Annotated in this window: 23 protein-coding genes; 18 read left to right on the top strand and 5 right to left on the bottom strand. The window is 70.5% G+C overall.

Features of this window, described 5'->3' with window-relative positions:
* Positions 1-9: 9 nt before the first annotated feature.
* Together KTR66_RS06950 and KTR66_RS06945 are read right to left on the bottom strand one after the other, a co-directional pair.
* Complete coding sequence (locus KTR66_RS06950; protein ID WP_213611773.1) at positions 10-3,153, bottom strand: efflux RND transporter permease subunit; 3,144 nt, start codon at positions 3,151-3,153, stop codon at positions 10-12.
* A gap of 3 nt (positions 3,154-3,156) precedes the next feature.
* Positions 3,157-4,824: an efflux RND transporter periplasmic adaptor subunit gene (locus KTR66_RS06945; protein WP_213611772.1), complete on the bottom strand. Its 1,668-nt coding sequence runs from the start codon at positions 4,822-4,824 to the stop codon at positions 3,157-3,159.
* 635 nt (positions 4,825-5,459) lie between these two features.
* Between KTR66_RS06945 and KTR66_RS06940 the strand changes: the two genes are divergently transcribed.
* The 9 genes from KTR66_RS06940 to KTR66_RS06900 all read left to right on the top strand — a co-directional run bounded on the left by KTR66_RS06940 (position 5,460) and on the right by KTR66_RS06900 (position 16,861).
* Positions 5,460-6,440, top strand: a complete 981-nt coding sequence (locus KTR66_RS06940) for a helix-turn-helix domain-containing protein (RefSeq protein ID WP_213611771.1) — start codon at positions 5,460-5,462, stop codon at positions 6,438-6,440.
* Between the two features lie 137 nt (positions 6,441-6,577).
* Complete coding sequence (locus KTR66_RS06935; RefSeq protein WP_213611770.1) at positions 6,578-9,052, top strand: arylsulfatase; 2,475 nt, start codon at positions 6,578-6,580, stop codon at positions 9,050-9,052.
* 91 nt (positions 9,053-9,143) lie between these two features.
* Positions 9,144-11,513 (top strand): cytochrome c3 family protein, encoded by a 2,370-nt coding sequence (locus KTR66_RS06930; RefSeq protein ID WP_213611769.1) that lies wholly within the window; start codon positions 9,144-9,146, stop codon positions 11,511-11,513.
* A gap of 748 nt (positions 11,514-12,261) precedes the next feature.
* Positions 12,262-13,575: an amidohydrolase family protein gene (locus KTR66_RS06925; RefSeq protein WP_213611768.1), complete on the top strand. Its 1,314-nt coding sequence runs from the start codon at positions 12,262-12,264 to the stop codon at positions 13,573-13,575.
* A gap of 153 nt (positions 13,576-13,728) precedes the next feature.
* On the top strand, positions 13,729-14,643 hold the full coding sequence (gene ltnD / locus KTR66_RS06920; protein WP_213611767.1) for an L-threonate dehydrogenase: 915 nt from the start codon (positions 13,729-13,731) through the stop codon (positions 14,641-14,643).
* Between the two features lie 74 nt (positions 14,644-14,717).
* On the top strand, positions 14,718-14,888 hold the full coding sequence (locus tag KTR66_RS06915; protein ID WP_213611766.1) for a hypothetical protein: 171 nt from the start codon (positions 14,718-14,720) through the stop codon (positions 14,886-14,888).
* A 36-nt stretch (positions 14,889-14,924) separates the two neighbouring features.
* Positions 14,925-15,077: a hypothetical protein gene (locus KTR66_RS06910; RefSeq protein ID WP_213611764.1), complete on the top strand. Its 153-nt coding sequence runs from the start codon at positions 14,925-14,927 to the stop codon at positions 15,075-15,077.
* Between the two features lie 230 nt (positions 15,078-15,307).
* Positions 15,308-16,015 (top strand): transporter substrate-binding domain-containing protein, encoded by a 708-nt coding sequence (locus KTR66_RS06905; protein WP_213611762.1) that lies wholly within the window; start codon positions 15,308-15,310, stop codon positions 16,013-16,015.
* Positions 16,016-16,069: 54 nt separating this feature from the next.
* Positions 16,070-16,861, top strand: coding sequence for an ABC transporter substrate-binding protein (locus KTR66_RS06900; RefSeq protein WP_213611760.1), 792 nt, complete (start codon positions 16,070-16,072; stop codon positions 16,859-16,861).
* Between the two features lie 13 nt (positions 16,862-16,874).
* On the opposite strand, the gene KTR66_RS06895 is transcribed toward KTR66_RS06900, so the two are convergent.
* Positions 16,875-17,543, bottom strand: coding sequence for a hypothetical protein (locus KTR66_RS06895; protein ID WP_213611758.1), 669 nt, complete (start codon positions 17,541-17,543; stop codon positions 16,875-16,877).
* 132 nt (positions 17,544-17,675) lie between these two features.
* On the opposite strand from KTR66_RS06895, the gene KTR66_RS06890 reads away from it, so the two are divergent.
* Both KTR66_RS06890 and KTR66_RS06885 read left to right on the top strand, forming a co-directional pair.
* Complete coding sequence (locus KTR66_RS06890) at positions 17,676-18,296, top strand: glycosyl hydrolase family 8 (RefSeq protein WP_213611756.1); 621 nt, start codon at positions 17,676-17,678, stop codon at positions 18,294-18,296.
* A complete protein-coding gene (locus KTR66_RS06885) occupies positions 18,272-18,730 on the top strand; it encodes a glycosyl hydrolase family 8 (RefSeq protein WP_213611754.1) in 459 nt (152 codons plus the stop codon). The genes KTR66_RS06890 and KTR66_RS06885 overlap by 25 nt, the downstream gene beginning before the upstream one ends.
* A 4-nt stretch (positions 18,731-18,734) precedes the next feature.
* Here the strand turns inward: KTR66_RS06885 and KTR66_RS06880 are convergent, their stop codons facing one another.
* Both KTR66_RS06880 and KTR66_RS06875 read right to left on the bottom strand, forming a co-directional pair.
* Positions 18,735-19,505: an exodeoxyribonuclease III gene (locus tag KTR66_RS06880; RefSeq protein WP_213611752.1), complete on the bottom strand. Its 771-nt coding sequence runs from the start codon at positions 19,503-19,505 to the stop codon at positions 18,735-18,737.
* A 282-nt stretch (positions 19,506-19,787) separates the two neighbouring features.
* On the bottom strand, positions 19,788-20,138 hold the full coding sequence (locus KTR66_RS06875; protein WP_213611750.1) for an iron-sulfur cluster assembly accessory protein: 351 nt from the start codon (positions 20,136-20,138) through the stop codon (positions 19,788-19,790).
* Positions 20,139-20,215: 77 nt separating this feature from the next.
* On the opposite strand from KTR66_RS06875, the gene KTR66_RS06870 reads away from it, so the two are divergent.
* The 7 genes from KTR66_RS06870 (at position 20,216) to KTR66_RS06840 (ending at position 26,358) form a co-directional block, all read left to right on the top strand.
* The gene (locus KTR66_RS06870) at positions 20,216-21,364 is read left to right on the top strand and encodes a deoxyguanosinetriphosphate triphosphohydrolase (RefSeq protein ID WP_213611748.1); all 1,149 of its coding nucleotides are present in this window, start codon (positions 20,216-20,218) and stop codon (positions 21,362-21,364) included.
* A gap of 293 nt (positions 21,365-21,657) precedes the next feature.
* Positions 21,658-22,638, top strand: coding sequence for a tripartite tricarboxylate transporter substrate binding protein (locus KTR66_RS06865; RefSeq protein WP_213611746.1), 981 nt, complete (start codon positions 21,658-21,660; stop codon positions 22,636-22,638).
* A gap of 63 nt (positions 22,639-22,701) precedes the next feature.
* Positions 22,702-23,007 (top strand): hypothetical protein, encoded by a 306-nt coding sequence (locus tag KTR66_RS06860; protein ID WP_213611744.1) that lies wholly within the window; start codon positions 22,702-22,704, stop codon positions 23,005-23,007.
* 166 nt (positions 23,008-23,173) lie between these two features.
* Positions 23,174-24,286 (top strand): S-(hydroxymethyl)glutathione dehydrogenase/class III alcohol dehydrogenase, encoded by a 1,113-nt coding sequence (locus tag KTR66_RS06855; protein ID WP_213611742.1) that lies wholly within the window; start codon positions 23,174-23,176, stop codon positions 24,284-24,286.
* Between the two features lie 8 nt (positions 24,287-24,294).
* On the top strand, positions 24,295-24,921 hold the full coding sequence (locus KTR66_RS06850; protein ID WP_213611740.1) for a tyrosine-protein phosphatase: 627 nt from the start codon (positions 24,295-24,297) through the stop codon (positions 24,919-24,921).
* A gap of 164 nt (positions 24,922-25,085) precedes the next feature.
* A complete protein-coding gene (locus KTR66_RS06845; protein ID WP_213611738.1) occupies positions 25,086-25,625 on the top strand; it encodes a hypothetical protein in 540 nt (179 codons plus the stop codon).
* Positions 25,626-25,833: 208 nt separating this feature from the next.
* On the top strand, positions 25,834-26,358 hold the full coding sequence (locus KTR66_RS06840) for a hypothetical protein (protein WP_213611736.1): 525 nt from the start codon (positions 25,834-25,836) through the stop codon (positions 26,356-26,358).
* The last annotated feature ends 24 nt before the right edge of the window (positions 26,359-26,382 follow it).

Raw genomic sequence — 26,382 nt, 5'->3', positions numbered from 1 at the left:
CCTATCCTATCAGAAGGTTTCGGCCGCCACCCGGCCATTCGGCCCAGGTGCGGCGGTCTCCAGGCGCAGACGCTCCAATGCGGGCCGGCCGTAGCGGTGGAAGAGGAGCGGCGTGACGAAGGTGTCGAGCAGCGTCGCACTCACCAGCCCGCCCAGGATGGTGATGGCGACCGGATGCAGGATCTCCTTGCCCGGCGCATCCGCACCGATGGCGAGCGGGATGAGTGCTAGCCCGGCTGAGAGCGCCGTCATCAGCACCGGCGTCAGCCGCTCGGCGCTGCCGCGCAGGATGAGTGCCAGGCCCCAGCGCTCGCCCTCATGCAGGGCGAGGTTGAGGTAGTGGCTGACCTTCAGGATGCCGTTGCGCGTGGTGATGCCGGTCAGCGTCACGAAGCCCACCAGCGTCGCGACCGAGAGCGGCTGCTCTGCGATCCAGAGGGCGGCCACGGCGCCGATCAGGGCGAGCGGCACATTGCCCATGATGATCGCCGCCAGCGCCGCCGAGCGGTAGCGTGAATAGAGCACCACGAAGATGAGCGAGAGCGAGATGGCGGCCAGCACCGCGATGGTCCGCATCGCCTCTTCCTGCGCCTGGAAGGTGCCCTCCAGGCTGGTGGCGTAGCCCGGCGGCAGGGGCATGCGGGCGAGTTCGGCGCGGATGCCTGCGATGACGGCCGCCATGTCGGCGCCCGGCGCGGTGTTGGCCAGCACCACCATGCGGCGGCGCGCACCCTCGCGCAGGATCTGGTTGGGGCCGTCCGATTCCTCGACGCGCGCCAGCATGCGCAGCGGCACGCGCCCGCCCGGCGTCTCGACCAGCGCCTCGGCGAGGCGGGCGGTGGTGCGATCCTCATCAGCCAGGCGCAGCACCACGTCGAAGCGGCGCACGCCGTCGGTGATCTGGCTGACGACGGTGCCGCTGGTGAGCGATTGCAGCACCTCCATCAGCGTCGCGGCCGAGACGCCGTAGAGCGCCGCGCGCTCATGATCGACGGCGATGCGCAACTGCGGCACGCGTACCTGGCGTTCGAGTTGGAGGTCGGCCAGGCCCGGCACTTGGGCGGCGAGGCGCGCGCGCAGCGTCTCCGACAGGGTGCGCAGCGTGTCGAGATCGTCGCCGAAGACCTTGAGCGCGATCTGCGCCCGCACGCCGGAGAGCATGTGGTCCAGCCGGTGGCTGATGGGCTGGCCGAGATTGACCGCGGCGGGCAGCGCGGAGAGGCGCGCGCGGATCTCGGCCAGGACTTCCCCACGCGGTCGCCCGCCTTCGCGCAGGTCGAGGTCCAGCTCGGAGGAGTGGACGCCCTCGGCATGCTCGTCGAGTTCGGCGCGGCCGGTGCGGCGGCCCACGCCCTTCACCTCGGGGATGGCGAGCAGCAGGTGCTCGGCCACGCGGCCCAGCGCATCGCTCTGCGCAAGCGAAATGCCGGGCTGGTAGGTCAGGCTGACCACCACCGTGCCTTCATTGAAGGGGGGCAGGAAGGTGCGGGGCAGGAAGGGCGCGCTGGCCGCGGCCAGCGCCACGCCGCCGCCAGCCAGGCCCAGCACCAGCCCGTGATGGCCGAAGGCCCAGCGCAGCGCGGCGTCATTGCCGCGCTTCAGTGCCCGCACCAACCAGCTCTCATGCCCCGCCGCCCCGCGCAGGCCCGGCAGGAGCCAATAGGAGAGGACGGGCGTCACCGTCACCGCCACCAGCAGCGAGGCGAGGATGGAGACGATGTAGGCGATGCCAAGCGGCGCGAAGAGCCGCCCCTCGATGCCCGAAAGCGCGAAGAGTGGCAGGAAGACCAGGACGATGATGAAGGTCGCATAGACGATGCCCGAGCGCACTTCGGCTGAGGCCGTCGCCACCACCTCGATGGCCGGACGCGGGGCAGGGGCCGCCGCGTTCTCGCGCAGGCGGCGGAAGATGTTCTCCACATCCACCACGGCGTCATCCACCAGCTCGCCCACCGCGATGGCGATGCCGCCCAGTGTCATGGTGTTGATGGAAAGCCCGAAGGCCGCGAAGACGATCGCCGTCAGCAGGATGGAAAGCGGGATCGCGGTCAGCGAGATGAAGGTCGTCCTCACATTCAGCAGGAAGGCGAAGAGGACGAGCGCCACGACCAGGAAGGCCTCCTTCAGCACCTGCTGCAGGTTGGCGATGGATTGCTCGATGAAGTCGGCCTGACGGAACTTCACGCGGTCGGCCGTGACACCACGGGGCATGCCGGCCTGCAACTCGCGCAATGCCGCTTCCACCGCGCGCGTGAGGCGGATGGTGTCGGCGCCGGGCTGCTTCGAGATGGCGAGGATCACCGCGGGCATGCCATCCACCCCCGCCTCGCCGCGCTTGGCGCGGGGGGCGTAGTCCACATTCGCCACCTGGCGCAGCGCGATGGGCTGCCCCTCGCGGAAGGCGACGGTGGCGTTGCGAAGATCCTCGAGGGCGGTGGTGCGACCGATGTTGCGGATCAGGAACTCGCGCCCCGCCTGGTCCACATAGCCGCCACCGGCATTCACGCCGAATTGCCGGAGCGCCGTCAGAAGCTCGACATGCGTGAGCGCCAGCGCCTGCACGCGGTCGAGGTCAGGCATGACGCGGAACTGCCGCACCTCGCCGCCCATCGGGATCACCTGGCTGATGCCGGGAATGGTGAGCAGGCGCGGGCGCATCACCCAATCCGCCAGCTCGCGCAGCTGCATCGGGTTCACGCTGCCATCGGGGGGCGCCGTGACGGCCACCAGCATGATCTCGCCCATGATGGAGGAGACGGGCGCCATGGCCGGCAGGACGCGCGGCGGCAGCTGGGACTGGATCTGGTTCAGCCTTTCACTGACCTGCTGCCGGGCGCGCCAGATGTCCACGCCCCAGTCGAACTCGACATAGACGATGGAGAGCCCGACGGAGGAGACGGAGCGCACGCGCGTCACCCCCGGCAGGCCGTTCACCGCCGTCTCGATCGGGAAGGAGACGAGCTGCTCCACCTCCTCCGGGGCGTAGCCTTCCGCCTCGGTCATCAGGGTCACGGTGGGCTTGTTGAGATCGGGGAAGACATCCACCGGCATGCGGGCGGCGGTGAAGAGCCCGTAGCCCGTGACCAGCAGGGCCGCGACCAGCACGAAGATCCGGTTGCGCAGCGAGAAGCCGATGATGGCGTTGAAGAACATGGCTCAGCGCACCTGCGCGATCAGCGCGGCACCCTGGATCACGACGCGCCGCCCGGGTTCGAGCCCGGCCGTCACCACGACACGGCTGCCGTCCAGCGGCTGCACGCGCACCTGGCGCGGCAGGAAGCGTTCCGCCGTGGCATGCTCGAAGACGACGGGCGGCCCTTCGGCTGAGCGCACCACGGCGTCGGCCGGCAGCACCAGCCCCTGCACGCCGCGCGCCGTGCGCAGCGTGACGAGGACGGAGGCGCCGATGGGCGCATCCGCCGGCGGCGCCTCGACGCGGAAGTTCATCGGGATCGCCTGTTGCCGGACGGTGAGGCCGCGGCCCACGAAGCCGAGTTCCAGCACCCGGCCATCGGCGAGGGTCGCGGTGGCGCCCGTGACGCGCTCCACCGCTGCGCGGTCAAAGGCCAGCGCCTCCACCCAGAGGCGCGAGGGGTCCACGATGTCGAAGACAGTGACGGCGCTGTCCACGAGCTGGCCGACCGCGCCGCGCACGGTGGAGACGATGCCGGCGACGGGGGCCACCAGCGGCTCGCGCCCGGAGAGCGCAGGCTGGATGGCCGTGCGGCGCTGCCTGGCTCCGGCGAGCTCGGCCTGGGCATCCTGGATCTCGCGCTCGGCAACGGTGCCGCGCAGCGAGGTCAGGCGCCGAACCCGGGCCTCCAGGATGGTGATCTGGGCGTCCAGTTCGGCGGCATTCTGGATCAGGCCGCCGCGCTCGGCCGCGGTGTAGGTGGGCGTGACATAGGCGAGGACCTGGCCGCGCTCCACCCGCTGGCCGAGCGTGGGGAAGCCTTGGTCGCCTGGTTCCAGCCGCCCGGTTTGGCTCGGCTGGACGCGCCCGGAGGCGTTGGGGTCCGGCACCAGGGTTCCCACCATGCGGACGGCGGCCGAAGCCTCGCCCGCCTCGGCCAACTGCGTGCGGATGGCCAGCAGGCGCTGGGAGGCCTTTGGCAGGAAGATCGCCCCATCCTCTAGCCGGCGGGGCGCTTCGGCCGGAGCCGATGCGGGCGATGCCGTCTCCGACCAGGCCGGTGCACCCAGGCCGACTAGGAGGGAGGCCGTGGCCAAGGCGGCGACGCGGCGCGGGAGAGCCGGCTGCGGTGACGGGGCGGGCTCGCTCGTGGTCGTCTGGTCCACCATGGGCGGGAGCGGGCGCCGAACGGAACCCCGGCCGAGCAGCACGCCCAGCAGTAGCAGCGCGATCCCGCCACCGATCTGCACGGGAGCGCCCTGGATCCATTCGGCCAGGCTCGCATTCCCACCGGCAAGGCCAGGGGGCGTCGGAACGTCCAGTGTCGCGGTGAGCAGGTCCATCTCATCGCCCGCGGTCACGGTGAAGACGATGTCCCGCCGCCCGGCCTGGGCCAGCGCCGGGTGCCGGGCGACAAAGATGCCGATGCCCTGGCGTTGGGCCGCGGCCTCCCGCCCCTCGATGGTCAGCGAGATGGCACCATCCACCGGCGCATTGTCCGCCCAGCGGTCGAGCCAGAGGGTTAGCACGCCGCCAGGCCCAAGGACGGCAACGATCTCGAAGGCCTCGCTATGCGCCTCGGTGCGGGGCAGGGCGGCGGCAACGGGCGGTGCCTGCTCATCATGGCCCGGATGGGCCTGGAGAGGCGCGGCGAGGCCGAACGAGAGGATGAGAAGCAGCAGAAGGCGCATCAGGGAACTCCGCAGAGTCCCGGTTTAGCCATGGCTGTGCGACGGGGCCCCTCTGGAACATGACAAAGTATGTCCGAGGGAGGGGGTGGCTCTTGGTCTTTGGATAGGCGCCGCCCTTGGCATCTCAGCGCAGGATGGTGACGTAAGGGTGTAGTGGCGTGTACGCACCTCGTTATGCCACCAGCAGCAAATCAAGGTGTCTGCGCGTCCCCGCATCCCAAAAAACGCAGCCGACCGAACAGGTCAGCGGCCTTTTGCCCTGAACCCCCGGAGCAGGAGCGGTTGCGGAAGCGAGCGGGACCCCCACGAGCGCGGGTCATTGACGCCCTGCAGCAGCTTGGTTCCGTCACGCCGCATGAGGGGGCGCTCTTCGTCCGTCTTGGCTCCAGGCCGCCAAGCCCCGTAGCGTGTGCGAGAGGGACCGCCGAGCATGCTCACGGACCCGCGCCTGCCTCACCTCGACCTTACGCAAGGCGGCTGTCGCGACAGCGGCAGGAAACATTAACGCATGCGATCAATCCCGTATCGGGTCGAACACACCCTGTGCCAGAATTGCAGAGCGTGAAGCGCGCAGCTTCACGCAGGCGCGTCGAGGGCCGCGCTGCCGCGACGAAAGCGGGGAGGGGGGAAGCCGCATGCTGCATGCAGTCGGAGAAGGGACCGCTGTCGGGTTTCGCCGCTTCGCCCAGCCGGAGGATTTCGCGGCGGACCTGCTCGGCGGGCAGTTCGAGTATCTGCCCATCCCGGGCCAGCCTTTCTCGGGCACACTTCGGGTCGTTTGTCTGGGCGATACGGTGATCCAACTCGCCGAGGACGGGGCCCACATCGCTCGGGCCGCCTTTGACCCCGGCATCGTCGGACTGGTCTTTCCGCGCCGCTGCGATGGCGTTCCGCCAAGCTTGAACGGCACCATGCTCAAGCCGACGGACGTCCTCCTGGCACCCGGCGGCGCTGAGTTCCTGGCCTACGCTCCCGATCCCCTCGAATGGGGGGCGATCGCTTTTCCGGCGGGCTATTTGGAGGAATTGGCCGAATTGGCGCCCATGCCCGGGCACGTCACGGGTTCGGTCCGCCTTCTGGCGCTCGATCCGGCCGCGGCTGCGGCACTGGCCGCGGCCTATGCAGGGGCGGCCGCGCTGGTGGATGCCCCGCCGGACGTCCTGGGGCGCCCGGATTGTGCGAGGATCCTTGCGCTGTCCATGCGCGAGATGGTCGCCTCCGCCCTGACCGGCGATGCCGTGGCCCTCACCCCGGGGCGTGCAACGCGCGAGGCTCTGCGCGTGGTGCGCGGCGCCGAGGAGTTCCTTCGCGCTCACCTTGCCAGGCCCATCACCCGCGACGAGCTCTGCGAGGCGCTGGCTGTGTCGCGGCGGAAGCTGCAGGACGCGTTCGTCGCCGTCCTGGGTCTCAGTCCTGTCGCCTACCTGAAGATGCGCCGCCTCGTGCTGGCCCGTCGTGCCCTCCAGGAGGATGAGGGGGCCAAGCGCCAGGTGAAGTCGGTCGCGCTGTCGCACGGCTTCTGGCACTTCGGCTATTTTGCGCGGGATTATCGCGCGCTCTTCGGCGAGACACCGTCCCAGACCCTGGCGCGCCGGCATGGCCCCCGGGCCGCCTGAGTTTGCCCGATCTGGATAGTGAGAGCTTCTACCGACCGCGCAAGCGGTGTGGGACAGTTTTGGAGAGCCGGGCGACGTCTCCGCCAATCGATTTGGTCGCCGGGCGTGTCCCAGTGGAGCCAGAACGGATGACCAGGTTGAGCACGAAACTCCGCGGCCTGTTGTTGGGCGGGCTGGCGATGGTCGCCATGACCACAGGGGCGGTCGCGCAGGAAATTCGCGGCGCGCCCGGCGCCCCCGACGCCGTGATGACGCCGAACAGCTTCAGCCTGCCGGCGCCCACACCCCCCTTCACCGGCGCGATCATGCCCAATGTGGGCGACAGCCAGGTCGCCTGGCCGCCCCAGATCGCCGCGCCGGAAGGCGCGCCCAATGTCCTCGTCATCCTGACCGATGATGTCGGCTTCGGCGCGCCCTCCACCTTCGGCGGCGTCGTTCCCACGCCCGCGCTGGAGCGCGTGGCGCAGGCGGGGCTGCGCTACACCCAGTTCCACACCACGGCGCTGTGCTCGCCCACGCGGGCGGCCCTGCTGACGGGCCGCAACCACCATTCGGTCGGCGCCGGCGTGATCTCCGAGCTGACGACCGGCTTCCCCGGCTACAACTCGATCGTCCCGCCCGAGACCGCCCATGTCGCGGCGGTGCTGCGCGAGGTCGGCTACGCCACCTCGTGGTTCGGCAAGAACCACAATGTGCCGACCTGGGAGTCGACGCCGGCCGGTCCGTTCCGCAACTGGCCGACCGGGCAGGGCTATGACTATTTCTACGGCTTCGTCGGTGGCGACACGAGCCAGTGGCAGCCCGGCAACCTGTTCCGCAACACCACACCCATCCATCCGAATGTCGGCGTTCCTGGCTGGAACCTGACGACGGCCATGGCCGATGACGCCATCAACCACATTCGTCTCACCACCTCGGTGGCGCCCAACCGCCCCTGGTTCATCCACTACGCCCCGGGCGGCGCGCATGCGCCGCACCATGCCACGCCCGAATGGATCGCCCGGTTCCGCGGGCAGTTCGACGGTGGGTGGGAAGTCCTGCGGCAGCGCATCTTCGAGAACCAGCGCCGCCTGGGGGTGATCCCGGCCAATGCGCAATTGCCGCCCCTGCCCGAATACGTTCCGCGCTGGGAGAGCCTCTCGGACAACCAGCGGCGGCTCTACGCCCGGCAGATGGAGGTCTATGCCGCCTACCTCGCCTATACCGACCATGAGATCGGGCGGGTGATCCAGGCGGTGGAGGATGCCGGCCAGATCGACAACACCCTGATCATCTACATCAGCGGCGACAATGGCGGCAGCGCGGAAGGCGGGCCCGACGGCACGGTGAACGAGGTGGCCTGGTTCAACGGCACATTCTTCACGGTCGACCAGATGATGCCCTTCCTCGATGACTGGGGGAATGACCGCACCTACAACCACATGTCGATCGGCTGGACCTTCGCGCTCAATACGCCCTACCGCTGGACGAAGCAGATCGCCTCGCATCTCGGCGGCACGCGCAATGGCATGGCCATCTCCTGGCCCCGCCGCATCGCGGAGCGTGGCGGCATTCGCCACCAGTTCCACCACGTCATCGACGTGGTGCCGACCATCCTGGAGGCCGTCGGCATCCAGGCGCCCAACATGGTGAACGGCGTCACGCAGCGGCCCATCGAGGGCGTCAGCATGGCCTACACCTTCGACGCGGCGAACCGCGATGCGCCGTCCCGCCGGCGCACGCAGTATTTCGAGATCATGGGCAACCGCGCCATCTATCATGACGGCTGGATGGCCAGCACCACGCCGCCCGTCCCGCCCTGGGATTCGCAGTCGCCCAAGCCGGCGGACGTGATGAACGGCTACACGTGGGAACTCTACAACCTCGCCGAGGACCCGACGCAGATGAACAACCTTGCCGCGCGGGAACCGGCACGGCTGCGCGCGTTGCAGGACCTGTTTCTGGCGGAGGCGACGCGCTACCAGGTGCTGCCGCTCGACAACTCCACCCTGACGCGGCTCATCTCGGCGCGGCCCGGCCCCGCGGCCGGGCGTCGCCAGTTCACCTACAGCGGCCCAGTGAACTCGATCCAGGGCAGCGCGGCGCCGAGCCTGCTCAATCGCTCCTACCGCGTCACCGCCGAGATCGAGGTGCCGCAAGGCGGGGCAAATGGCGTGCTCGTGACGCAGGGCGGCCGCTTCTCCGGCTATGCCTTCTACCTCGTTCAGGGGCGCCCAGTGTTCAACTGGAACTTCCTCGGCACGCGGAACCACCGCTGGGAGGCGCCGGCGGCGCTGCCCCCGGGCCGGCACACGCTGGTCTTCGACTGGCAGATGGAGCCGCAGGGGTTGCCCTTCGGGCGCGGCGGCACCGGCACGCTGACGGTCAACGGCACGCAGGTGGCGCAGCGCGCGCTGCCGAACACGCTGCCCTTCACCGTCGCCTGGGATGAGACCTTCGACGTCGGCCTCGACACCGGCACCTCGGTCGATGACCGCGACTACACCTCGCCCAACCCCTTCACGGGGCGGATCCGCCGGCTGACCATCGACCTGGGCGAGAGCACCATCACGCCGGCCTCGCTCAGGGCGCTGGAGGAGGAGATGGCCCGGCGCCAGCGGCGGGCGAACTGAGAGGGGAGCCGTGGCCGCCCGCGAGGATGTCGGCGGCCCCGTCCGGCGGGCGATGCCTTCTGCCCCTTCGGTCCTGACGCCGGATCCGACAATGGCGCCCAGGCTTCCCGACGCGTCGCCCCCGCCGACGATGGCGCGGCGCCTGGCTGGCTCCCTGGCCTTGCTCGCCATGATCCTGCTGCCCTTCCTCATCGCGGCGCTGGTCACCGCGCCGGCTGAGCCCAGGGCCCGCGAGGCGGCGCGCGCAGGATTCGTCGGCTCGGCCACATGCGGCGCGTGCCATGCGCGGGAATACGCGGATTGGCAGGCGAGCGATCATGCGCGCGCCATGGCGGCGGCCGCGCCGGAGACCGTGCTGGGCGACTTCTCCGGCCTCAGCGTGACCGATGGACGGCACAACGCCACCTTCCTGCGCGACGGCGACCGCAGGCTGGTCCGGACCGACGGCCCGGGCGGCGCCGTTGCGGATTTCGCGGTCACCGAGACCTTCGGCGCCGATCCGCTGCAGCAGTATCTTGTCCTGATGCCCGATGGGCGCCGCCAGGTCCTGCCCTGGGCCTGGGACAGCCGGCCGCGCGAGGAGGGTGGGCAACGCTGGTATCACCTCCTGCCGGACGAGCCGCTGCGCGCCGGTGATCCGCTGCATTGGACCGGACGCGACCAGAACTGGAACTTCATGTGCGCCTCCTGCCATTCGACCGGCCTGGTGCGCGGCTACGACGCGGCGCGCGATCGCTACGATACGCGCTGGACCGAGATCAGCGTCGGCTGCGAATCCTGCCACGGCCGCGGCGCCGCCCATGTCGCCTGGGCGCGCGACGGCGCGCGCCCAGGCGTGGCGCATCATGGGCTTGAGGTCATGCTGCGCGACCGATCCGGCGGCGGCTGGCGCTTCGCGGAGGGCGACGCGCGCGGGATCGCGCGCTGGGAAGGGCCGCCGCGGCAAGCGACCCAGGCGGGCACCGAGACCTGCGCGCCCTGCCATGCCCGCGCGCGCCCGCTGGTGCCCGATCCGCCGCCCGGGCAGCGCTTCCTGGACACCCATGCGCCGCTGCTGCTGGCGCGCGGCGAGTACCACGCCGATGGCCAGATCCAGGGCGAAGTCTTCGAATGGGGCAGCTTCGCGCAGAGCCGGATGCAGCGCGCCGGCGTGGTCTGCGCGGATTGCCACCAGCCGCATACCGGGCGGCTGCGCGCCGAGGGCAACGCGGTCTGCACGCAATGCCACCTGCCCAGCCGCTTCGAGGCGACAGAGCATCATCGCCACGCCTCGGGTGGGGCAGGGGCTCAATGCGTCGCATGCCACATGCCTGCCGTCACCTACATGGGCGTGGACCGGCGGCGCGACCACGCCTTCAGCATCCCGCGGCCCGATGTCTCGGCGGCGATCGGGGCGCCCGATGTCTGCACGACCTGCCATGCGGGTCAGACCCAGGCCTGGGCGGCGGCGCAACTCGCTGCCTGGCACGGTCCCCCGCGCGGCCCGGCGCATCCGGCGCTGGCGATCCATGCGGGCCGGGAAGCCGCGCCAGGCGCCGACCAGGCCCTGGCCCGGCTCGCGCTCGACCGCGCGCACCCGGCCATCCTGCGCGCCACGGCGCTCTCGCTGCTGCCTGCCCGGCCGAGCCGCGCGGTGGGCGAGGCGGTGGGCGGCACGCTGCTGGACCCCGAGCCCCTGGTGCGCGCGGCGGCCTTGCGCGCCCTTGAGGGGCTGCCGCCGCAGAATCGTCTGCACGCCGTGCGGCTCCTGTCCGACGACGTACGGCTGGTGCGCATCGAGGCCGCGCGCGCGCTCGCACCGGTGCCGCCCGACGCGCTGCCCGAAGCGGCGCGTCCGGCCTTCGCACGCGCCTGGGCGGAACTGCTGGCCAGCGAGGCCGTATCAGCGGAGCGACCGGAGGCGCATGTGAACATCGCGGCACTGCTCGCCCAGCGCGGCGATCGCGCCGGGGCCGAGGCCGCGTATCGCGCCGCCCTGGCGCGCGACCCTGCGTTCCTGCCCGCACTCGTGAACCAGGCGGCCTTCGAGGAAGCGCGCGGCCAGCCGGACGCGGCGGAAGCCCTGCTGCGGCGCGCCGTGGCCGCGCACCCGGCTGATGCCGAACCGATCTATGCGCTGGCGCTTCTGCAGGTCCGGCGGGGCCGGCTGGGCGAGGCGACCGAGGCCTTGGCGGCCGCGGCCAGGCTCGCGCCAGAGCGGCCGCACTATGCCTATGCCCATGCGCTTGCGCTGCATCGCCAGGGACGCACCGAGGAGGCGATCGGCGTGCTCGCCCGCAACCCGCGGCATCGCGAGAGCCTCATCGCGGCGGCTGCGCTTGAGCGCGACCGGGGGCGCCTGGTGCAAGCCGAGGCGCATGCGCGGGCCGCGCTGGCCTTGGACCCGCGCGACCGGGAAGCGGCGGCCCTGCTGGCCGAGATCACCTCACGCGCGACATCGCCGCGCTCCAACTCGCCCTGAGACCGCTCGAGGGCCCTGCCAGCGCCAACGCCATCCCGGTGTGCCGCGCACCGGCCTTGGTGCCGGAGGGCGCGGCCATGTCCTGCTTCGGCTTGATCGTCACGTCGCTGTGCCGGCGCACGTCGGCGCCCGGAGGTCGCTCGCCCGCGTCCGGCAGCCACGGCAGGGACATGTCGCTTGCACCTTGCAGGCGCGGCTGGCCGCGTATCCCGCTGTCGCCTTCGGCAAGGCCCGCTTCTACGGCGCGACGACCGTCCAGGTGCTTCGCCGCCGCCGTCCGGCACCACCTGGCGCATGTGGATGCGGTGGTCGAGCACTCCGCGCTCGATGATCGGGGTCGCGCGGCTGCCCGGCGTGAGGTCGTTCCGGGATTGGGGCTTACGCACAGGCCCATGATGCGCGGTGGTTGATCCCTGATGGGAAGGTTAGCGAGGCACATGGAACTGCTGGGGCCGCACGCCTCCCATTCCTGATGCGCCTGTCCCTGTCTCGGTCAGGCGACCAGCAGCAAATCAAGCTGTCTGCGCGTCCCCAATTTGAACCTGCGAGCTTCGTTGGGTAGGTTGACGGTATAGTAAAGACCAGCCCCTCGAGCACCCCGGCAGGAACCTCAGGTTCCTGCACCTCCGGTGAGTTTGCGGAAAGCCGACGATACCGCGGAAAGCGGGGTCTCCAGGCCGCGACCCGGCCCTGGACGCCCACGGGCGGGCGCGCTTGTCTCACCCCAGCAAGCCGGGAGAGGGAGCGCATGCCGCATTGTGACCTGCTGATCGAGGGCGTGACGCTCATCCCCTCCGGCTTCGAGGCGCCGGTAACGGATGCGCGCATCGCCATCCGCGACGGCCGCTTCGTCGCGGCCGAACCCGGCATGACGGCGGATCGCCGCCTGAACCTCGCGGGCCATCTCGCCGTGCCCGGGCTGATCAACACGCATCTGCACAGCGCGCTGGTGATGGTGCGCGGCACGGCGGAGGATATGGGCTTCGCCCCCTCCTACACGAAGGGCGTGCCCCAGGCGCAGATGCTCACCCCCGATGAGACGGTGGCGCTGGCGAGGCTCGGCGCGCTGGAGGCGCTGCTCGGCGGCTGCACCATGATCAACGATGTCTATGTGCATGCGCGGCACAGCATGCCCGCCATCGCCGATCTCGGCCTGCGCGTCTGGGGCTGCAACCGGCTGCATGACGTGGATTTCGACGCCGTGCTGGAAGGAAGCTGGGAGCACAAGGAGGCGATCGGCGCGGCCATGATCGAGGAGGCGGAGGAGATGATCGCCCGCTTCCACGGAAAGCCCCGCATGGGCATCCAGCTCGCCCCCCACGCACCCGACACCTGCTCCACGCCCTATCTGGAACAGCTGCGCGAGCTCGCGGCCCGGCATGACCTGCGGCTGCAGACGCATCTCTGCCAGAGCCCGGCCGAATTGAAGCGCGTGGCCGAGCGTGAGGGCTGCACGCCCGTGGAATTGCTGGCCCGCCTCGGCATGCTGCATGACCGTCTGGTGGCGGCACACTGCATCCATGTGACGGAGAGCGACATCGCGGCCCTGGGCGCGGCCGGCGTCCATGTCGCCCATATCCCCAAGAACAACGCCGCATCCGGCCGCTATGCGCCGACTCGCGCGCTGGCCGAAGCAGGTGCCAGGATCACGCTGTCCACCGACAACCGCCATGGCGACATGGTGGAGGCGATGCGCTGGGGCCTCTGCATGGGCCGCATCCAGACCGGCCGCGTCGAGGATTCGTGGCAGCCCGAGCACATGCTGCATGCCGCGACGCAGGCGGGCGCCAATGCCATGGGCCTCGGCCATGAGTTGGGCCGCGTGGCGCCAGGCTTCCTGGCGGACCTCACGATCATCAACCTCGCCCGCCCGCATCTCGTGCCGCACAACGACCCGCTCGGCACGCTGGTGCATACGGGCCAGGGGCGCGATGTCAGCCACGTCATCGTCGAGGGCGAAGTGGTGGTCGAGGACGGCCGCCCCACCCGCTGCGACCTGGCGGAGGTGATGCGCGACGGTGCGGCCGCCGCCGCCGCCGTCTGGGCCCGCGCCACCGGTTGACGCTGCCCGCCGCCCGGCCCAAGGCTGCCAGACCGCGCGACGTTCACATGCGTTCACGCCGCGCGGCCTGACCAGTGTTGAGAGGATGATTCAGCGTTTCGGCGATCCCGCCTCAACGCATCATGCTCTGGGAATGCGAGAGGGAGCGGCAGCATGAAGGTGGCGGTGATCGGCCTGGGCAGCATGGGGGGCGGCGCCGCGACGAGCGCGCTGCGCGCCGGGCTCGATGTCACGGGCGTGGACCCGAGCGAGAAGGCACGCACCGCCTTCGGCAACCGCGCCGTGGCGCGCGGCGCCGATCTCGATGCCGGCCAGGATGCCGTCCTCGTGCTGACGGTGAACGCCGCCCAGGCCGAGCGCGCGCTTTACGGCGAAGAAGGTGCGGCCCAGCGCCTAGCCCCCGGCGGCGTCGTCATCTGCTCGGCCACCATGGCGCCGGCCGATGCGAAGCGCCTCGCCGCCGAGGCCGCATCGCTCGGCCTGCTCTACCTCGATGCCCCCGTCTCCGGCGGCGCCGTCGCGGCGCGCGAGGGGCGGATGACGGTGATGGCCTCCGGCAGCGAAGCCGCCTTCGCCGCCGCCAAGCCCATGCTCGATGCTGTGGCCGGCCAGGTCTGGAACCTGGGCGCCGAGCCGGGGCAGGGGGCGGCGATGAAGGTCGTGCACCAGCTCCTCGCCGGCGTGCACATCGCCGCCGCCGCGGAAGCCATGGCGCTGGCGCTGCGCGCGGGGCTCGATCCGCACACCGTCTATGGCGTGGTGAACGGTGCCGCCGGCGCTTCCTGGATGTTCAAAAATCGCATGGCGCATGTCCTGGCGGGCGACGACACGCCGCTCAGCGCGGGCGACATCTTCGTGAAGGATCTCGGCCTGGTGGAGGCCATGGCGCGCGAGTCGCAGCTGCCCGTGCCGCTTGCCGCCCAGGCCTTGCAGCTCTTCGTGGCGCAGCGCGCCATCGGCCAGGGCGGGCGGGACGATGCCTTCGTGCTGCGCGTCTGGCAGGCCATCGCGGGCTTTGCCCTGCCCGGCGAGCCGGGGGGTGCCGAGGCACGCAAGCCCGAGGGGTGAGGCCCCTGGGCAGAACGGAACAAAGCAAGAAAATTAGGCTTGCGTTTCCGGTTTGTTCGTGTTTGCTTTCGCCCATGAGCACGACCTATCCCGACGCCGACAGCCTCCGCATCCCGCCCAAGCCGCGCATGGCCCGCGCCCGGCCGGCCCATGCCGCAGCCTTGCAGCCGGTCCTGCAAATGGCCGTCTCCGCCGCCGCGGCCTTCGCCCTCGCCTGGCTCCTGAGCCACCTCATCATCGGCTGATGGACCGGCGCGCCGCGCCATGCTGGACTGCCCCGCATGCGATGCTGCTTTCTGGTCCTGATGCTGCTGCTGCCCGGCTGCGCCTATATCCGGGGTGCGCCCGAGATCGCCGTGGCGCCCGACCCGGTCGTCTATCCGGCACCGGCCCAGCTGCCGCGCTACCTGCCCTGGATCGGGCCAAGGTCCTGATGGCATGAAGCTTAAGGTTTCGATGTAAATCCAGATTTACAATTGATCTGTCGCGCGGTCGGCTGCACCATCTCAAAATGCTCAACAGGCCGAAGAAACCTGTCCTCCCTGAAGCGGCCTCCAGCCGGCCGGGGGGGGAATTCCTGGCCAGCCGCCGCATGCTGCTTGCCGCTCCCTGCATCGCGGCACTGCCGCTTCGGCGCGCATGCGCGGAAGGGGCGGACCAAGGCTTGCGCCGCATCCTCGAACGCGGCCGGCTCGAGGTCTTCGTCAGCCTGGGCGTCCCGCCCTTCGGCTTCTTCGACGGCACGGGCGAACCGGCGGGGTTCGACGTCGCCATTGGCCGCCTCCTCGCCGAGGGCCTGGGCGTCCGGCCTGTCTTCCGCAACGTGCCGCCCAGTGAGCGCATCGGGCGGTTGCGCGCGGGCGAGGGCGATGTGAGCGCGAATGTCGCCGTCAGCCCCGAGGCCGCGCGCCTCGTGCTGCTCACCTCGCCCGTCACACGGGCCGACATTGTCCTCGCTTCCGCCGTCCGACACGTCATGCGCCGGCCGGCGGAGCTGGAGGGCCACGCCGTGGGCGTGCTCGGCGGCGCCGGGCTCGAAGGCTCGGTCGCGGAGACGCTCCCCGCCGCCGCGCGCCTGCTGGTCTATGACAGCCGCGCCGAGCTGGCCGCCGCCTGCGAGCAGGGGCTGGTCGAGGCCGTGGTCCTGCGCCGCCCGGTCATGACCCGCTTCCTCACGGATTATCCGCGCCTCGGCCTCACGCATCGCTTCACCCTCACTCGCCGCTGGATGTCCGTCGGTGTCCGCTTTGGTGAGCACGACGTGCTCCGCGCCCTCAACAGCCTCATCTTCCTCGCCCGCACGAGCGGCCGGCTGGCCGCGTTGTCCGACATCCTGCTCGGGACCCCGCAGCCCGATTTGCCGAGTTTCTGAGAGCGGCGCGGTTTTCGTTTGGTGGCCGATACAATCCTGCGTAAGGTCAAGGTGATGCTGCTTGCCCGTCGTGCCCTTCCTGCTCTGGTCGGCGCCGCCGTCCCGGCGTTGCATGCACGCGCGAACCCGCCGGGCGGCGCGCTGGGCCGGATCCTCGCCCGGGGGCGCATCCGCATCGGCGTCTGGCTCGAGGGTGGGCCCTATGGCTTCCGCCGGCCGGATGGCACCCTCTCCGGCATGGAGGTCGAGACGGCGCGCGACATCGCCCGTTTCCTGGGTGTCACGGCCGAGCTCGTCCCTCTGCCCTTCAGCGAGCGTTTCCCGATGGTGCAGCGTGGCCACGTGGACATCGCCTGCGCGCTGATGCTGATCACGCCCGCGCGCCTGCGCCAGGTGGCCTTCGCCGCGCCGCATGGGGAATTCACCACCGTCCTTGCCACCACGCGGCACCTGCAGCTGACCTCGCTGGCGGAGCTCGATGGCCGGCGCATCCTCACCCTGTCCAACGACATGCTGGGCGATGATCCGGGGTTGCCTCCGGGCGTTCAATTCCAGTTCATCGCGAGTTATGACGAGGCGATCGCCCTGCTGCATGCCGAGCACGCTGCGGCCGTGGTGCTCGGCCTCAACACCTTCCGGCGTCTCGCTCTCGCGCATCCCGAGGAGGAGCTTCGCATCCTGGCGCCGCTCGGCGAGTTCCGCTACGCCGTCGCCCTGCCGCAGGGCGAGCCGGACCTGCTGCGCTTCCTGAACACCTGGGTCTTCCTGCGCGAGCAGGATGAGACCTTCGCCAGCCTCTACGAGACCTTCATGGGCGGCCCGCGCCCGGACGTCAGCCGGTTGTGAGCGGCGCCCGCCGTCAGCCGCAATCCGCCGAGCCGGGCCGGCAGATCAGGCGCCGCCGCGCGGCCATGGTCGAATCCTCGATGGCCGGGTCGGTCAGCACGAAGCCGATGCCGAGCGCGGGTACGCCCGGATTGGCGAGGCCGAAGCTGTTGCCCGGCTCGGGGTCGGCCGTCACCACCACTTCCATGAAGCTGCCGGCACTCGCGTCCGGCCGCCAGCGCTGGCGCCAGACATGCCGCGGCATGCCCCGGATCTGGTCGGCCCAGCTTTCGGTCTGCAGCGGCGGGCCCAGCCCGTCGGAAGCGTTGCGGAACACCTCGATCACGTTCTGCGTGCCCGGCAGCGGCGTGAAGGCCTCGATCCGGCTGACGCGCGCGCCACGGCTCGGGTCCATGACCAGCACGACACGGATGGCGGGGCAGATCAGCGGCGCGCCGCTCGGCATGCAGGGATCATCCGTCGGCACGGCCAGGATCAGCCGGCTCACGCCGTTGGGCAGGGCGCGCGGTGCCTCGATGGTCAGCCAATCAGCCGCGCCGAGTTCGCGCAGCACCTCCTCCTCAGAGTCGTCGAGCTCGATCTGCCGTGCGAGGCCCAGCAGGTCATGGGGGGCGGGTTGCGCCATGGCTGGCGCGGCAAGAACGGCGGCAAGACCGAAGAGGGCAAGAGCAGCAAGGCGCATGACGGCCTCCATAACAGCTTGAACGGTAGCGCATTTGCACCGTTGGGCTAACCTTAGCATAGGGAACGAAGCGTTTCCGTGATGTATCGCAAACGTGAACAAAGTTACTGATTTTTGGAGGGTCATGCCACCGTGCCGCTTCTGCCACGCCGCGGGGTGATTCCTGTTGCGCTGGCCGGCGCCCTGCTCGGCAGGGCGGCGATGACCGGCCCGCTGGAGGATTGGCATGCCTTCGAGCGGCGCTTCGTGCTGCCCGAAGGCCGGATCGTGGACAATGGCAACCGCAACGTCTCCCACTCCGAGGGCCAGGGCTACGGCCTGCTCGCCGCGCTGCGCGCCGGTGACCAGCCGACCTTCGATCGCATCCTCACCTGGACGATGAACAACCTGAAGCGCCCCTCGGACAACCTCTTCGCCTGGCGCTGGCAGCCCGACACCCAGCCCGCCGTGACCGACCTGAACAACGCGAGCGACGGCGACATCTACATCGCCTGGGCGCTGCTCGAGGGCAGCCGCGTCTGGGCCAACCCGGTCTATCGGCGGATCGGCCAGTCCATCGGGCGCGACCTGCTGCGCCGCTGCGTCGTGCAGGTCGGCCCGCGCTGGGTGCTGCTGCCCGGCGCCTTCGGCTTCCAGAGCCGGTCACGCGTCGTGGTGAACCTCTCCTACTACGCCTTCGCCGCCATGCGCGTGATCGCCCAGCATCTGCCCGACCCCGCTGGGAGCGCGTGGAGCGGGACGGGCTGGCCCTGATCCGTGACAGCCGCTTCGGCATGTACCAGCTCCCGCCCGACTGGCTGGAACTGCCCATGGATGGCGGGCGCTCTGTCATGGCCGAGGGCTGGCCCAAGCGCTTCTCCTTCGATGCCATCCGCATCCCGCTCAACCTCGTCTGGGCGGGGCTCGCGCAGGAATCGGCGGTCAGCGCGGCGATCCGCTTCTGGGCCACGCCGACGCAGCGCGGCATGCCCGCCTGGGTGGACCTGATGACGAATGTGACGCCCGGCTACCCGGCGCCGCCCGGCATCACCGCCATCGCCCGCCTGTCGGAGGCGGCGCAGGCGGGGCAGGGGAACCTCACGCGCATGCCGCGGGTGGAAGCGGCGCAGGATTACTATTCCGCCGCGCTGATCCTCCAGGCGCGCCTCGCCTGGAACGACCTCTCGCTGAACCTCGCCGCGCCCTGAGAGGTCAGTCCGCGAGTTCGATCCAGACGGGCGCGTGGTCCGAAGGCTGGTCCTCCGCCCGCGCGGCGACATCCACCGCCGACGCGGTCAGCCGCTCGGCCAGCTCCGCCGAGAGCAGGGCATGGTCGATGCGCAGGCCGCGATTGGTCTCGAAGGCCGCGCCGTAATCCCAGTAGGTGTAGGGCGCATCCGCCGGGTGCAGCGCGCGCAGCGCATCGGTCAGGCCCAGATGCTCGAGCGCCCGCCAGCGGGCGCGGCTTTCCGGATGCACCAGCGCATCCATGGGCGGCAGGGCGCCGGGGGCGAGGTCGCGCTCGGTCGGGCAGACGTTGAAGTCGCCGAGGATCGCAAGCGGCGTGAAGGCGTCGAGCTCCGCAGCCGCCCAGGCGCGCAGGCGATCCATCCAGCGCCATTTATAGGCCATGCCCTCGGCGCCGCCGCTATTGCCGTTGGGCAGGTAGATGCCGGCCGCCGTGAGCCCCCCGGCGCGCACCGCGACGAAGCGCGCCTGCGCATCCTCGGCCTCGCCAGGCAGGGCCTCCGCGATCACTTCGAATTCGACGCGCCCCAGCACCGCCACGCCATTGCGCCCGCCGGGCTGCCCCACGGCATGCATGCGATAGCCGGTGCCGGCCAGCTCCAAAGCCGGGAATTCCTCGGTCTTGCACTTCAGTTCCTGGAGGAAGACGAGGTCCGGCTCATGCCGCGCCAGGAAGCGCGCCAGATGCGGCACGCGACGGCGGATCGAGTTCACGTTGAAGCTGGCGAGGCGCATATCCTCTTGTGGCCGGCCGCGGCGACGGGGGCAAGCATGGCCCTTTCCGTCGTCTTCAATGATGGGATGGCCTCATCCCATGAGGCAAAGCGTGAAATTTGAGGGGGATGGCAGGGCGCTCCTCCGCACTGGCTGCGCGGTCGAGCGGCGGTCTTTGGGTGGCCATGGCGCTGGCCTCCGCCTTCTGCAGCTTCGGCTTTGCAGCAGCGATCCTTCTGGGCCTCGTCCATGACAGCCCGGCCCTGACGACCGCCGTGCCGGCAACCTCCAGCGGGTTTGCCCTCAGGCGACCGCGAAGCTGACGCCGCAGCCGCAACCGCTCACCGCCTGCGGGTTGCGCACCACGAAATGCGAGCCGATCAGTGCTTCGTGCCAGTCAAGCTGCGAGCCATCGAGGAAGTCGAGCGAGACGGCGTCCACGAAGACGCGCGTGCCGCCTTGCGTCACGACCAGGTCATCCTCGCCCACCGCCTCTTCCAGGGCGAAGCCGTATTGCAGCCCGGAGCACCCGCCGGCCGAGACTGTCACGCGCAGGCCGGCCGCAGGGCGGCCTTCGCGCTCGGCGATGGCCGCGATCTCCTCGGCGGCGCGGGGGGTGACGTGGAAGGCGCGGGCGGGCTGGCCATCGGGCATGGGAAATCTCCTGCCTCCCAATCTAGGGCTGCGGGTTCAGGATTTCCACCACCGCCGGGGCCTGATACGGCTTGCCCATGCAACCTGTGCCAGCCCCGTGGGCGGTGTCCTCCTCGCGCGGCCGCCTCCATGCCGAGCCCGAGGATTCCCAGCGCAGCCCCTGGCAGCGAGACCGGGACCGCATCATCCACTCCCGCGCCTTCCGCCGGCTGCAATACAAGACGCAGGTCTTCGTCTTCCATGAGGGCGACCATTTCCGCACGCGACTGACGCACAGCATCGAGGTCGCGCAGATCGCCCGCAGCCTGGCCCGCCGCCTCGGCCTCGACGAGGACCTGGCCGAGGCGCTGGCGCTGGCCCATGACCTCGGCCATCCGCCCTTCGGCCATGCGGGCGAGGAGGCGCTGGATGCCGCCATGCGGCCCCATGGCGGCTTCGACCACAACGCGCAGAGCCTGAAGCACGTGACCCTGCTGGAGCGCCGCTATGCCGGCTTCGACGGCCTCAACCTGACCTGGGAGACGCTGGAAGGCCTCGCCAAGCACAATGGCCCGGTCCGCCGCCCGGCCCGCTACCTCGCGGAATACAACGCGCGGCATGACCTGGAACTGACGAGCCACGCGAGTGCCGAGGCGCAGGTCGCCGCGATCGCCGACGACATCGCCTACAACAACCATGATCTGGAGGATGGGATCCGCGCCGGCCTCTTCACCGTGGAGGAGGTGGCCGCGTTGCCCATGCCCGGCGCCGCCCTGGCCGATGCCCGCGCCGCCCATCCCGGGCTTCCGCCCGGCCGCGCCGCGCCCGAGATGGTGCGCCGGGTGATCTCCGCGATGATCAATGACGTGGCGGAGGAGACGGGGCGGCGCGTCGCGGCGCTGGCGCCGCGCTCAGCCGCCGATATCCGTGCCGCGGCGGCGCCCGTGGTGGCCTTCAGCCCGCGCATGGCGGAGGCCAATGCCGAGGTGCGTGGCTTTCTGTTCGAGCGGATGTACCGCCATTTCCGGGTGAACCGGGCCACGCAGAAATCCAAGCGCGCGCTGCAGATGCTGTTCCAACTGCTGCATGGCGGGACGCAGATGCTGCCCGATGAATGGAGGTGGCGGGCCGGCGAATCCGGCACGCCGGGCGCGGCGGAGGTGGTCTGCGACTACATCGCCGGCATGACGGACCGCTTCGCGCTGGAAGAGCACCGGCGCCTGACCGACCCCCATGTGGGCGGGTAGGCGAAGGGGGAGGAGAAATTCAGCGCGCGCCGCCGCGCATGTAGCGGCGCTCGGGCCGGTAGCCGATCCAGCGGCGGAATTTTTGCATCCAGGCGGCGAACATGGCGAAGGCTTCCTGTCGAACATCGCCGTTCTGGCCAGGGGATGCGGCGGCTCTTGGCCCGCTCCGGGGCGGTTTTGTGGCAAAATGGTAAAGAAGGGCCTGCCGGCCTGATCGGCCCCTCTCGCCCTTTGCGCGCGCCTGCCCCATGTTGCGTGACAGAAGATCAACAATCCGAGGAACCCCGACCGAGATGACGACCCGCCGCACCCTTCTGGCCGCCGGCCTCGCCGCGCCCGCCCTGGCACCTGCCGGCAGCCTCGCCCAATCCGCCTGGCCCGAGCGGCCGGTCCGCGTGATCGTGCCCTGGCCTCCGGGCGGCAGCACCGACGTGCTCTGCCGCATCATGTGCGAACGCCTGCAGGCCATCACCGGGCAGTCCTTCGTCATCGAGAACCGGCCGGGCGCGGGCGGCAATATCGGCGCCGATGCGGTGGCGAAGGCCACGCCCGATGGCTACACCATGGGGCCGCTGACGCTCACCGTCTGGTCCATCGCGCAGTTCCTCTACGCGCGCCTGCCCTTCGACACGGATCGCGATTTCCAGCCGGTCTCGCTGCATTGGGAACTGCCCAATGTCTTCGTGGTCTCCACCGCCCATACGCCGGCCCGCACGGCCCAGGAATTCGTCACCTTCGCCAAGGCGCGCCAGGGCGGCGTCTCCTACGGCTCCCCCGGCATCGGCACCACCGCGCATCTCTGCGGGTCGCTCTTCGTGGCGCGCAACGGGATTGACGGCGTCCATGTGCCCTTCCGCGGCGCGGCGCAGACCATTCCGGCCATGCTGTCGGGCGATGTGACCTTCGCGATCGACAACCTCGCCAGCTACGTGCCGGTGATCCAGGAGGGGCGCATGCGCGCGCTCGCCGTCACCAGCGCGACCCGCCATCCGGCCCTGCCGGACGTGCCGACCATGGCCGAGGCCGGCATCCCCAACTTCACCGTGCAATCCTGGTGCGCCTTCGGCATGCCCGCCGGTGTGCCCGCGCCCATCGTCGCCCGTGCCAGCGAACTCATGCAGCAGGTCGCCAACGAGCCGGCGACGAAGGAGCGTTTCCTGCGCACCGGCGCCCATGCGATCGGCTCCTCGCCCGACGGGGTGTGGGAACGCGCGCGGCGTGAGCGCCCGCTCTGGCAGGAGATGGTGCGGATCTCGGGCGCGCGCCTCGAGTAGCGCGCCGCGACGCTTGGCGGTGCGGCGCCGACTGTCCCATGATGTGGGACGGGAGGACGGGCCATGGAACGCATCGCCTTGCTGGCCATCGGGGTCGTGCTGCTGGCCGGCCCCGTGGCGGCCATCTGGTATTTCGCCATGGGCGCGCTGGGGATCACGCTGATGGTGGTCGTCATGGTCTTCGGCGGCGGTGCGCTGGCCGCGGGCTTCGGCTATGAGCCCCCACCGCCGCAGGTGGACCCCAATGCGCCGGCGGGCCCCGTGCCGCCACGCTATGACGGCGGCGGCGATACCGGCGCCGGCACGTCCGGTCACAGCGGTGGCGGAAGCGGCGGCAACGAGGGCGGTGGCGGCGGCGAGAGCGGTTGAGGGCCACATCTGGCGCCGTGTCCCGTCTCCAGGCACACTCGACCCCACGCCGAATCCGCGGCGAATAGCCGCGGCGCGCGGCGACCACCCGCTTCGCCAGCCCGCCATCCCTGCGGCGCGCGAGCCAAGCGCGCGGAGCGCGCGCCCGGCGCTTGAGGGCAAGAATATGAAATCACGCGCAGCCATCGCCTGGGCCGCTGGGCAGCCGCTCAGCATCGGCGAGGTGGAGATCGGCGGCCCCAAGGCGGGCGAGGTGCTGGTCGAGGTGATGGCCACCGGCATCTGCCACACCGACGCCTACACGCTCTCCGGCGCCGACCCGGAGGGGCTGTTCCCCGCCATCCTCGGCCATGAGGGGGCGGGCATCGTGCGTGAGGTGGGGGCCGGCGTCACCACGCTGAAGCCGGGCGACCACGTGATCCCGCTCTACACGCCCGAATGCCGGCAGTGCAAAACCTGCCTCAGCCAGCGCAGCAACCTCTGCACCGCCATCCGTGGCACCCAGGGCAAGGGCGTGATGCCGGACGGCACCAGCCGCTTCACCTGCGAGGGCACGCAGGTGATGCACTACATGGGCTGCAGCACCTTCGCGAACTTCACCGTCCTGCCCGAGATCGCGCTCGCCAAGGTCCGCCCCGACGCGCCCTTCGAGAAGATCTGCTATATCGGCTGCGGCGTCACCACGGGCATCGGCGCGGTCATCAACACGGCCAAGGTCTGGCCCGGTGCGACCGTCGCGGTTTTCGGCCTCGGCGGCATCGGGCTCAACGTGATCCAGGGCGCCCGGATGGTGGGCGCCGACAAGATCATCGGCGTGGACATCAACCCCGCGCGCGAGGAAATGGCCCGCCGCTTCGGCATGACGCATTTCGTGAACCCCGACGCGGTCGGCCGCGACAAGGTGATCCAGGCCATCCAGGACCTGACCGATGGCGGCGCCGATTTCAGCTTCGAATGCGTGGGCAACACCACGCTGATGCGCCAGGCCCTGGAATGCACGCATCGCGGCTGGGGCACCTCCATCATCATCGGCGTGGCGGCTTCGGGGCAGGAGATCAGCACGCGCCCCTTCCAGCTCGTCACCGGGCGCAACTGGCGCGGCACGGCCTTCGGCGGCGCCCGCGGCCGCACCGACGTGCCGAAGATCGTGGACTGGTACATGGAAGGGAAGATCGAGATCGACCCGCTCATCACCCACGTCATGCCGCTCGACAAGATCAACGACGCCTTCGACCTGATGCACAAGGGCGAGAGCATCCGCAGCGTCGTCGTTTATTGAGCGGCTCCATGGCCTGGCTGAACTCGCTCTTCGTGGATCACGCCTTCCTGCGCATCTCCTGGCGCAACTGGGGTGTCGTGGACAGCGGGCGTCTGTATCGCTCGAACCATCCGCTGCCCTGGCAGATCCGTGAGGCGGTCAAGCGCCATGGCATCCGCAGCATGATCAATCTGCGCGGCCACCGCACCACCTGCGGCTCGGATGCGCTGGGCCGGGCGGCGGCGGCGGAGCTCGGCCTCGTCCATGCCGACCAGCCCTTCGAAAGCCGGGGGGCGCCGCACAAGGACCGGCTGCTGAACCTGATCGCGCTCTATCGCAGCCTGCCGCAGCCCATCCTGATCCATTGCAAGTCGGGGGCGGACCGCACCGGGCTTGCGGCCGGCGTCTGGCATCTGCTGCAGGGCAGGGGGGCTGCGGCCGCCATGTCTGAGCTCTCGCTGCGCTATGGCCATATCGCGGCCGCGCGCACCGGCATCCTGGACGCCTTCTTCGCCGAATATGCCGAGGCCGAGGCGCGGGGGCTCGACTTCGAGACCTGGCTTGCCACGGAATATGATGAAGCGGCGCTGCGCGCGGGCTTCAAGCCGCAGCCCATCGCCGCCTGGTTCACCGATTCGGTGCTGCGCCGCGAATAGGCGGCGTTCCGCCTCGGCCCATCATGCTCTGGATCCTGCTGCGCTCCCTCTGGTCGCTTCGCCGGATCCAGCCTTTGGTGAGAGGATGATTCAGCGCCTCGGCGTTCCGCCTCGGCCCATCATGCTCTAGCCTCCGCCCGCCTCTTGCCGAAATGAGATCGCCGATGCGCCACCCACAGACCCGATGGACCCGCCTGCTGGCGCTCTCCGCCTTGCTCGTGAGCACCGCCTGCGCAGGCCATTACGGGGAGGAGCCGCTTTACGTGCTGCGCGATTCGATGGGCCGCTCGGTCGCGATGGCGGGCGCTTCGCAATTGGGCGGGGCGGCGCCTGGCACGAGGCTCAACGTGAACCTGGGCGGCGTCGAACAATCCGTGATGGTGGGCGAGCGCGTGGGGCTGGGCCCGGTCATCAGGTCGGGCACGGCCGGCGCCTCGCCCGTGCAGGCGGCGGACGCCTCGCCGGCGCAGTCGCTCCCCCCCGCATCGCCGGAGGCAACGGCCCCGGCTCCGGCCCTGCCGCCCGTGGCCGAGCTTCCGATCATGAGCGGCGTGACATCCGCGCCCCTCGACCCGCCATCGGCCGCGCCCGCCGGCGGCACCGCCGCGAATCGGCGCGCGCAGCGGGCCGTCGCTGCCGGCGAGAACCCCACAGGCCGCCGGCGCGGCCCGCCGCCACGCTCCGTCTCGCGCTCCGTGATGTAGCTTGGCGCGGCAACTGTGGCCCGAAAGTCGCGGTTGCGGCCAAATTGCAACGGTGACAGGGTGATACCGGCTTCCACCTTGATTCGGCGCTATTGCTGCCGCGGAACTTGGTGCTAGGCTTCCGCAAGGTTTGGGATGGTAGGCTGGAAGACCCTGCAGCTGGCCTTTTCCCGGAGATGAATTGCCAGGGGTTGGGATGATGAGAGAAATGAAGAAAGCCAACAAGTTCCTCGCGCTCGTCGCGGTTGCTGGCCTCGCCGCCTGTGCGCCCAGCGGCCCGCCGGAGGAAATGTTCCCGCTGGTCGACTCGACCGGGGCCACGGTCGCCATGGTGCGCGCCTCGGTCGTCCGCAACACGCCGCCCGGCACCGCCGTGCGCGCGAACATCAACGGCATGGACCAGCTCGTGACCCTCGGTCCGCGCGTCTCGGCCGGCGTCTCGGCCGGTACGGCCATCATCACCGGCACGGACGGCCAGGGCCGCCCGATCGTCGATCACATCGGCCCGGCGAGCGGCAGCTTCGCGCCCGAAGGCACGCCGGTCATCACCGGCACGGACGGCCAGGGCCGCCCGATCGTGACCTTCGTGCAGCCCGGCCAGCAGGCTCCGACGGGCACCGTTGCCGGTCCGCGCGGCAACCGCCGTGGCCCGGCCGTGGCCCCCGGCACGCTGCAGCCCGGCGTCTCGCCGGTTGTGAACCAGAACATCCCCGGCACCACCATCGGCCGGTAAGGAAACCAGGCGCGGTCCCTCGGG

The sequence above is a fragment of the Roseococcus sp. SDR genome, assembly GCF_019083995.1.
Classification (GTDB): Bacteria; Pseudomonadota; Alphaproteobacteria; order Acetobacterales; family Acetobacteraceae; genus Roseococcus.
This window is presented reverse-complemented; position numbering and strand designations above follow the sequence as displayed.

What these genes read in the sequence shown, in the direction of transcription:
- KTR66_RS06855 (WP_213611742.1), top strand. Translation starts at nt 23,174, where the DNA reads ATGAAATCACGCGCAGCCATCGCCTGGGCCGCTGGGCAGCCGCTCAGC.
- KTR66_RS06950 (WP_213611773.1), bottom strand. Translation starts at nt 3,153, where the DNA reads ATGTTCTTCAACGCCATCATCGGCTTCTCGCTGCGCAACCGGATCTTC.
- KTR66_RS06940 (WP_213611771.1), top strand. Translation starts at nt 5,460, where the DNA reads ATGCTGCATGCAGTCGGAGAAGGGACCGCTGTCGGGTTTCGCCGCTTC.
- KTR66_RS06840 (WP_213611736.1), top strand. Translation starts at nt 25,834, where the DNA reads ATGAAGAAAGCCAACAAGTTCCTCGCGCTCGTCGCGGTTGCTGGCCTC.
- KTR66_RS06925 (WP_213611768.1), top strand. Translation starts at nt 12,262, where the DNA reads ATGCCGCATTGTGACCTGCTGATCGAGGGCGTGACGCTCATCCCCTCC.
- KTR66_RS06900 (WP_213611760.1), top strand. Translation starts at nt 16,070, where the DNA reads ATGCTGCTTGCCCGTCGTGCCCTTCCTGCTCTGGTCGGCGCCGCCGTC.
- KTR66_RS06930 (WP_213611769.1), top strand. Translation starts at nt 9,144, where the DNA reads ATGGCGCCCAGGCTTCCCGACGCGTCGCCCCCGCCGACGATGGCGCGG.
- KTR66_RS06875 (WP_213611750.1), bottom strand. Translation starts at nt 20,138, where the DNA reads ATGCCCGATGGCCAGCCCGCCCGCGCCTTCCACGTCACCCCCCGCGCC.
- KTR66_RS06945 (WP_213611772.1), bottom strand. Translation starts at nt 4,824, where the DNA reads ATGCGCCTTCTGCTGCTTCTCATCCTCTCGTTCGGCCTCGCCGCGCCT.
- KTR66_RS06880 (WP_213611752.1), bottom strand. Translation starts at nt 19,505, where the DNA reads ATGCGCCTCGCCAGCTTCAACGTGAACTCGATCCGCCGTCGCGTGCCG.
- KTR66_RS06895 (WP_213611758.1), bottom strand. Translation starts at nt 17,543, where the DNA reads ATGCGCCTTGCTGCTCTTGCCCTCTTCGGTCTTGCCGCCGTTCTTGCC.
- KTR66_RS06845 (WP_213611738.1), top strand. Translation starts at nt 25,086, where the DNA reads ATGCGCCACCCACAGACCCGATGGACCCGCCTGCTGGCGCTCTCCGCC.
- ltnD (WP_213611767.1), top strand. Translation starts at nt 13,729, where the DNA reads ATGAAGGTGGCGGTGATCGGCCTGGGCAGCATGGGGGGCGGCGCCGCG.
- KTR66_RS06850 (WP_213611740.1), top strand. Translation starts at nt 24,295, where the DNA reads ATGGCCTGGCTGAACTCGCTCTTCGTGGATCACGCCTTCCTGCGCATC.
- KTR66_RS06910 (WP_213611764.1), top strand. Translation starts at nt 14,925, where the DNA reads ATGCGATGCTGCTTTCTGGTCCTGATGCTGCTGCTGCCCGGCTGCGCC.
- KTR66_RS06915 (WP_213611766.1), top strand. Translation starts at nt 14,718, where the DNA reads ATGAGCACGACCTATCCCGACGCCGACAGCCTCCGCATCCCGCCCAAG.
- KTR66_RS06870 (WP_213611748.1), top strand. Translation starts at nt 20,216, where the DNA reads ATGCAACCTGTGCCAGCCCCGTGGGCGGTGTCCTCCTCGCGCGGCCGC.
- KTR66_RS06860 (WP_213611744.1), top strand. Translation starts at nt 22,702, where the DNA reads ATGGAACGCATCGCCTTGCTGGCCATCGGGGTCGTGCTGCTGGCCGGC.
- KTR66_RS06865 (WP_213611746.1), top strand. Translation starts at nt 21,658, where the DNA reads ATGACGACCCGCCGCACCCTTCTGGCCGCCGGCCTCGCCGCGCCCGCC.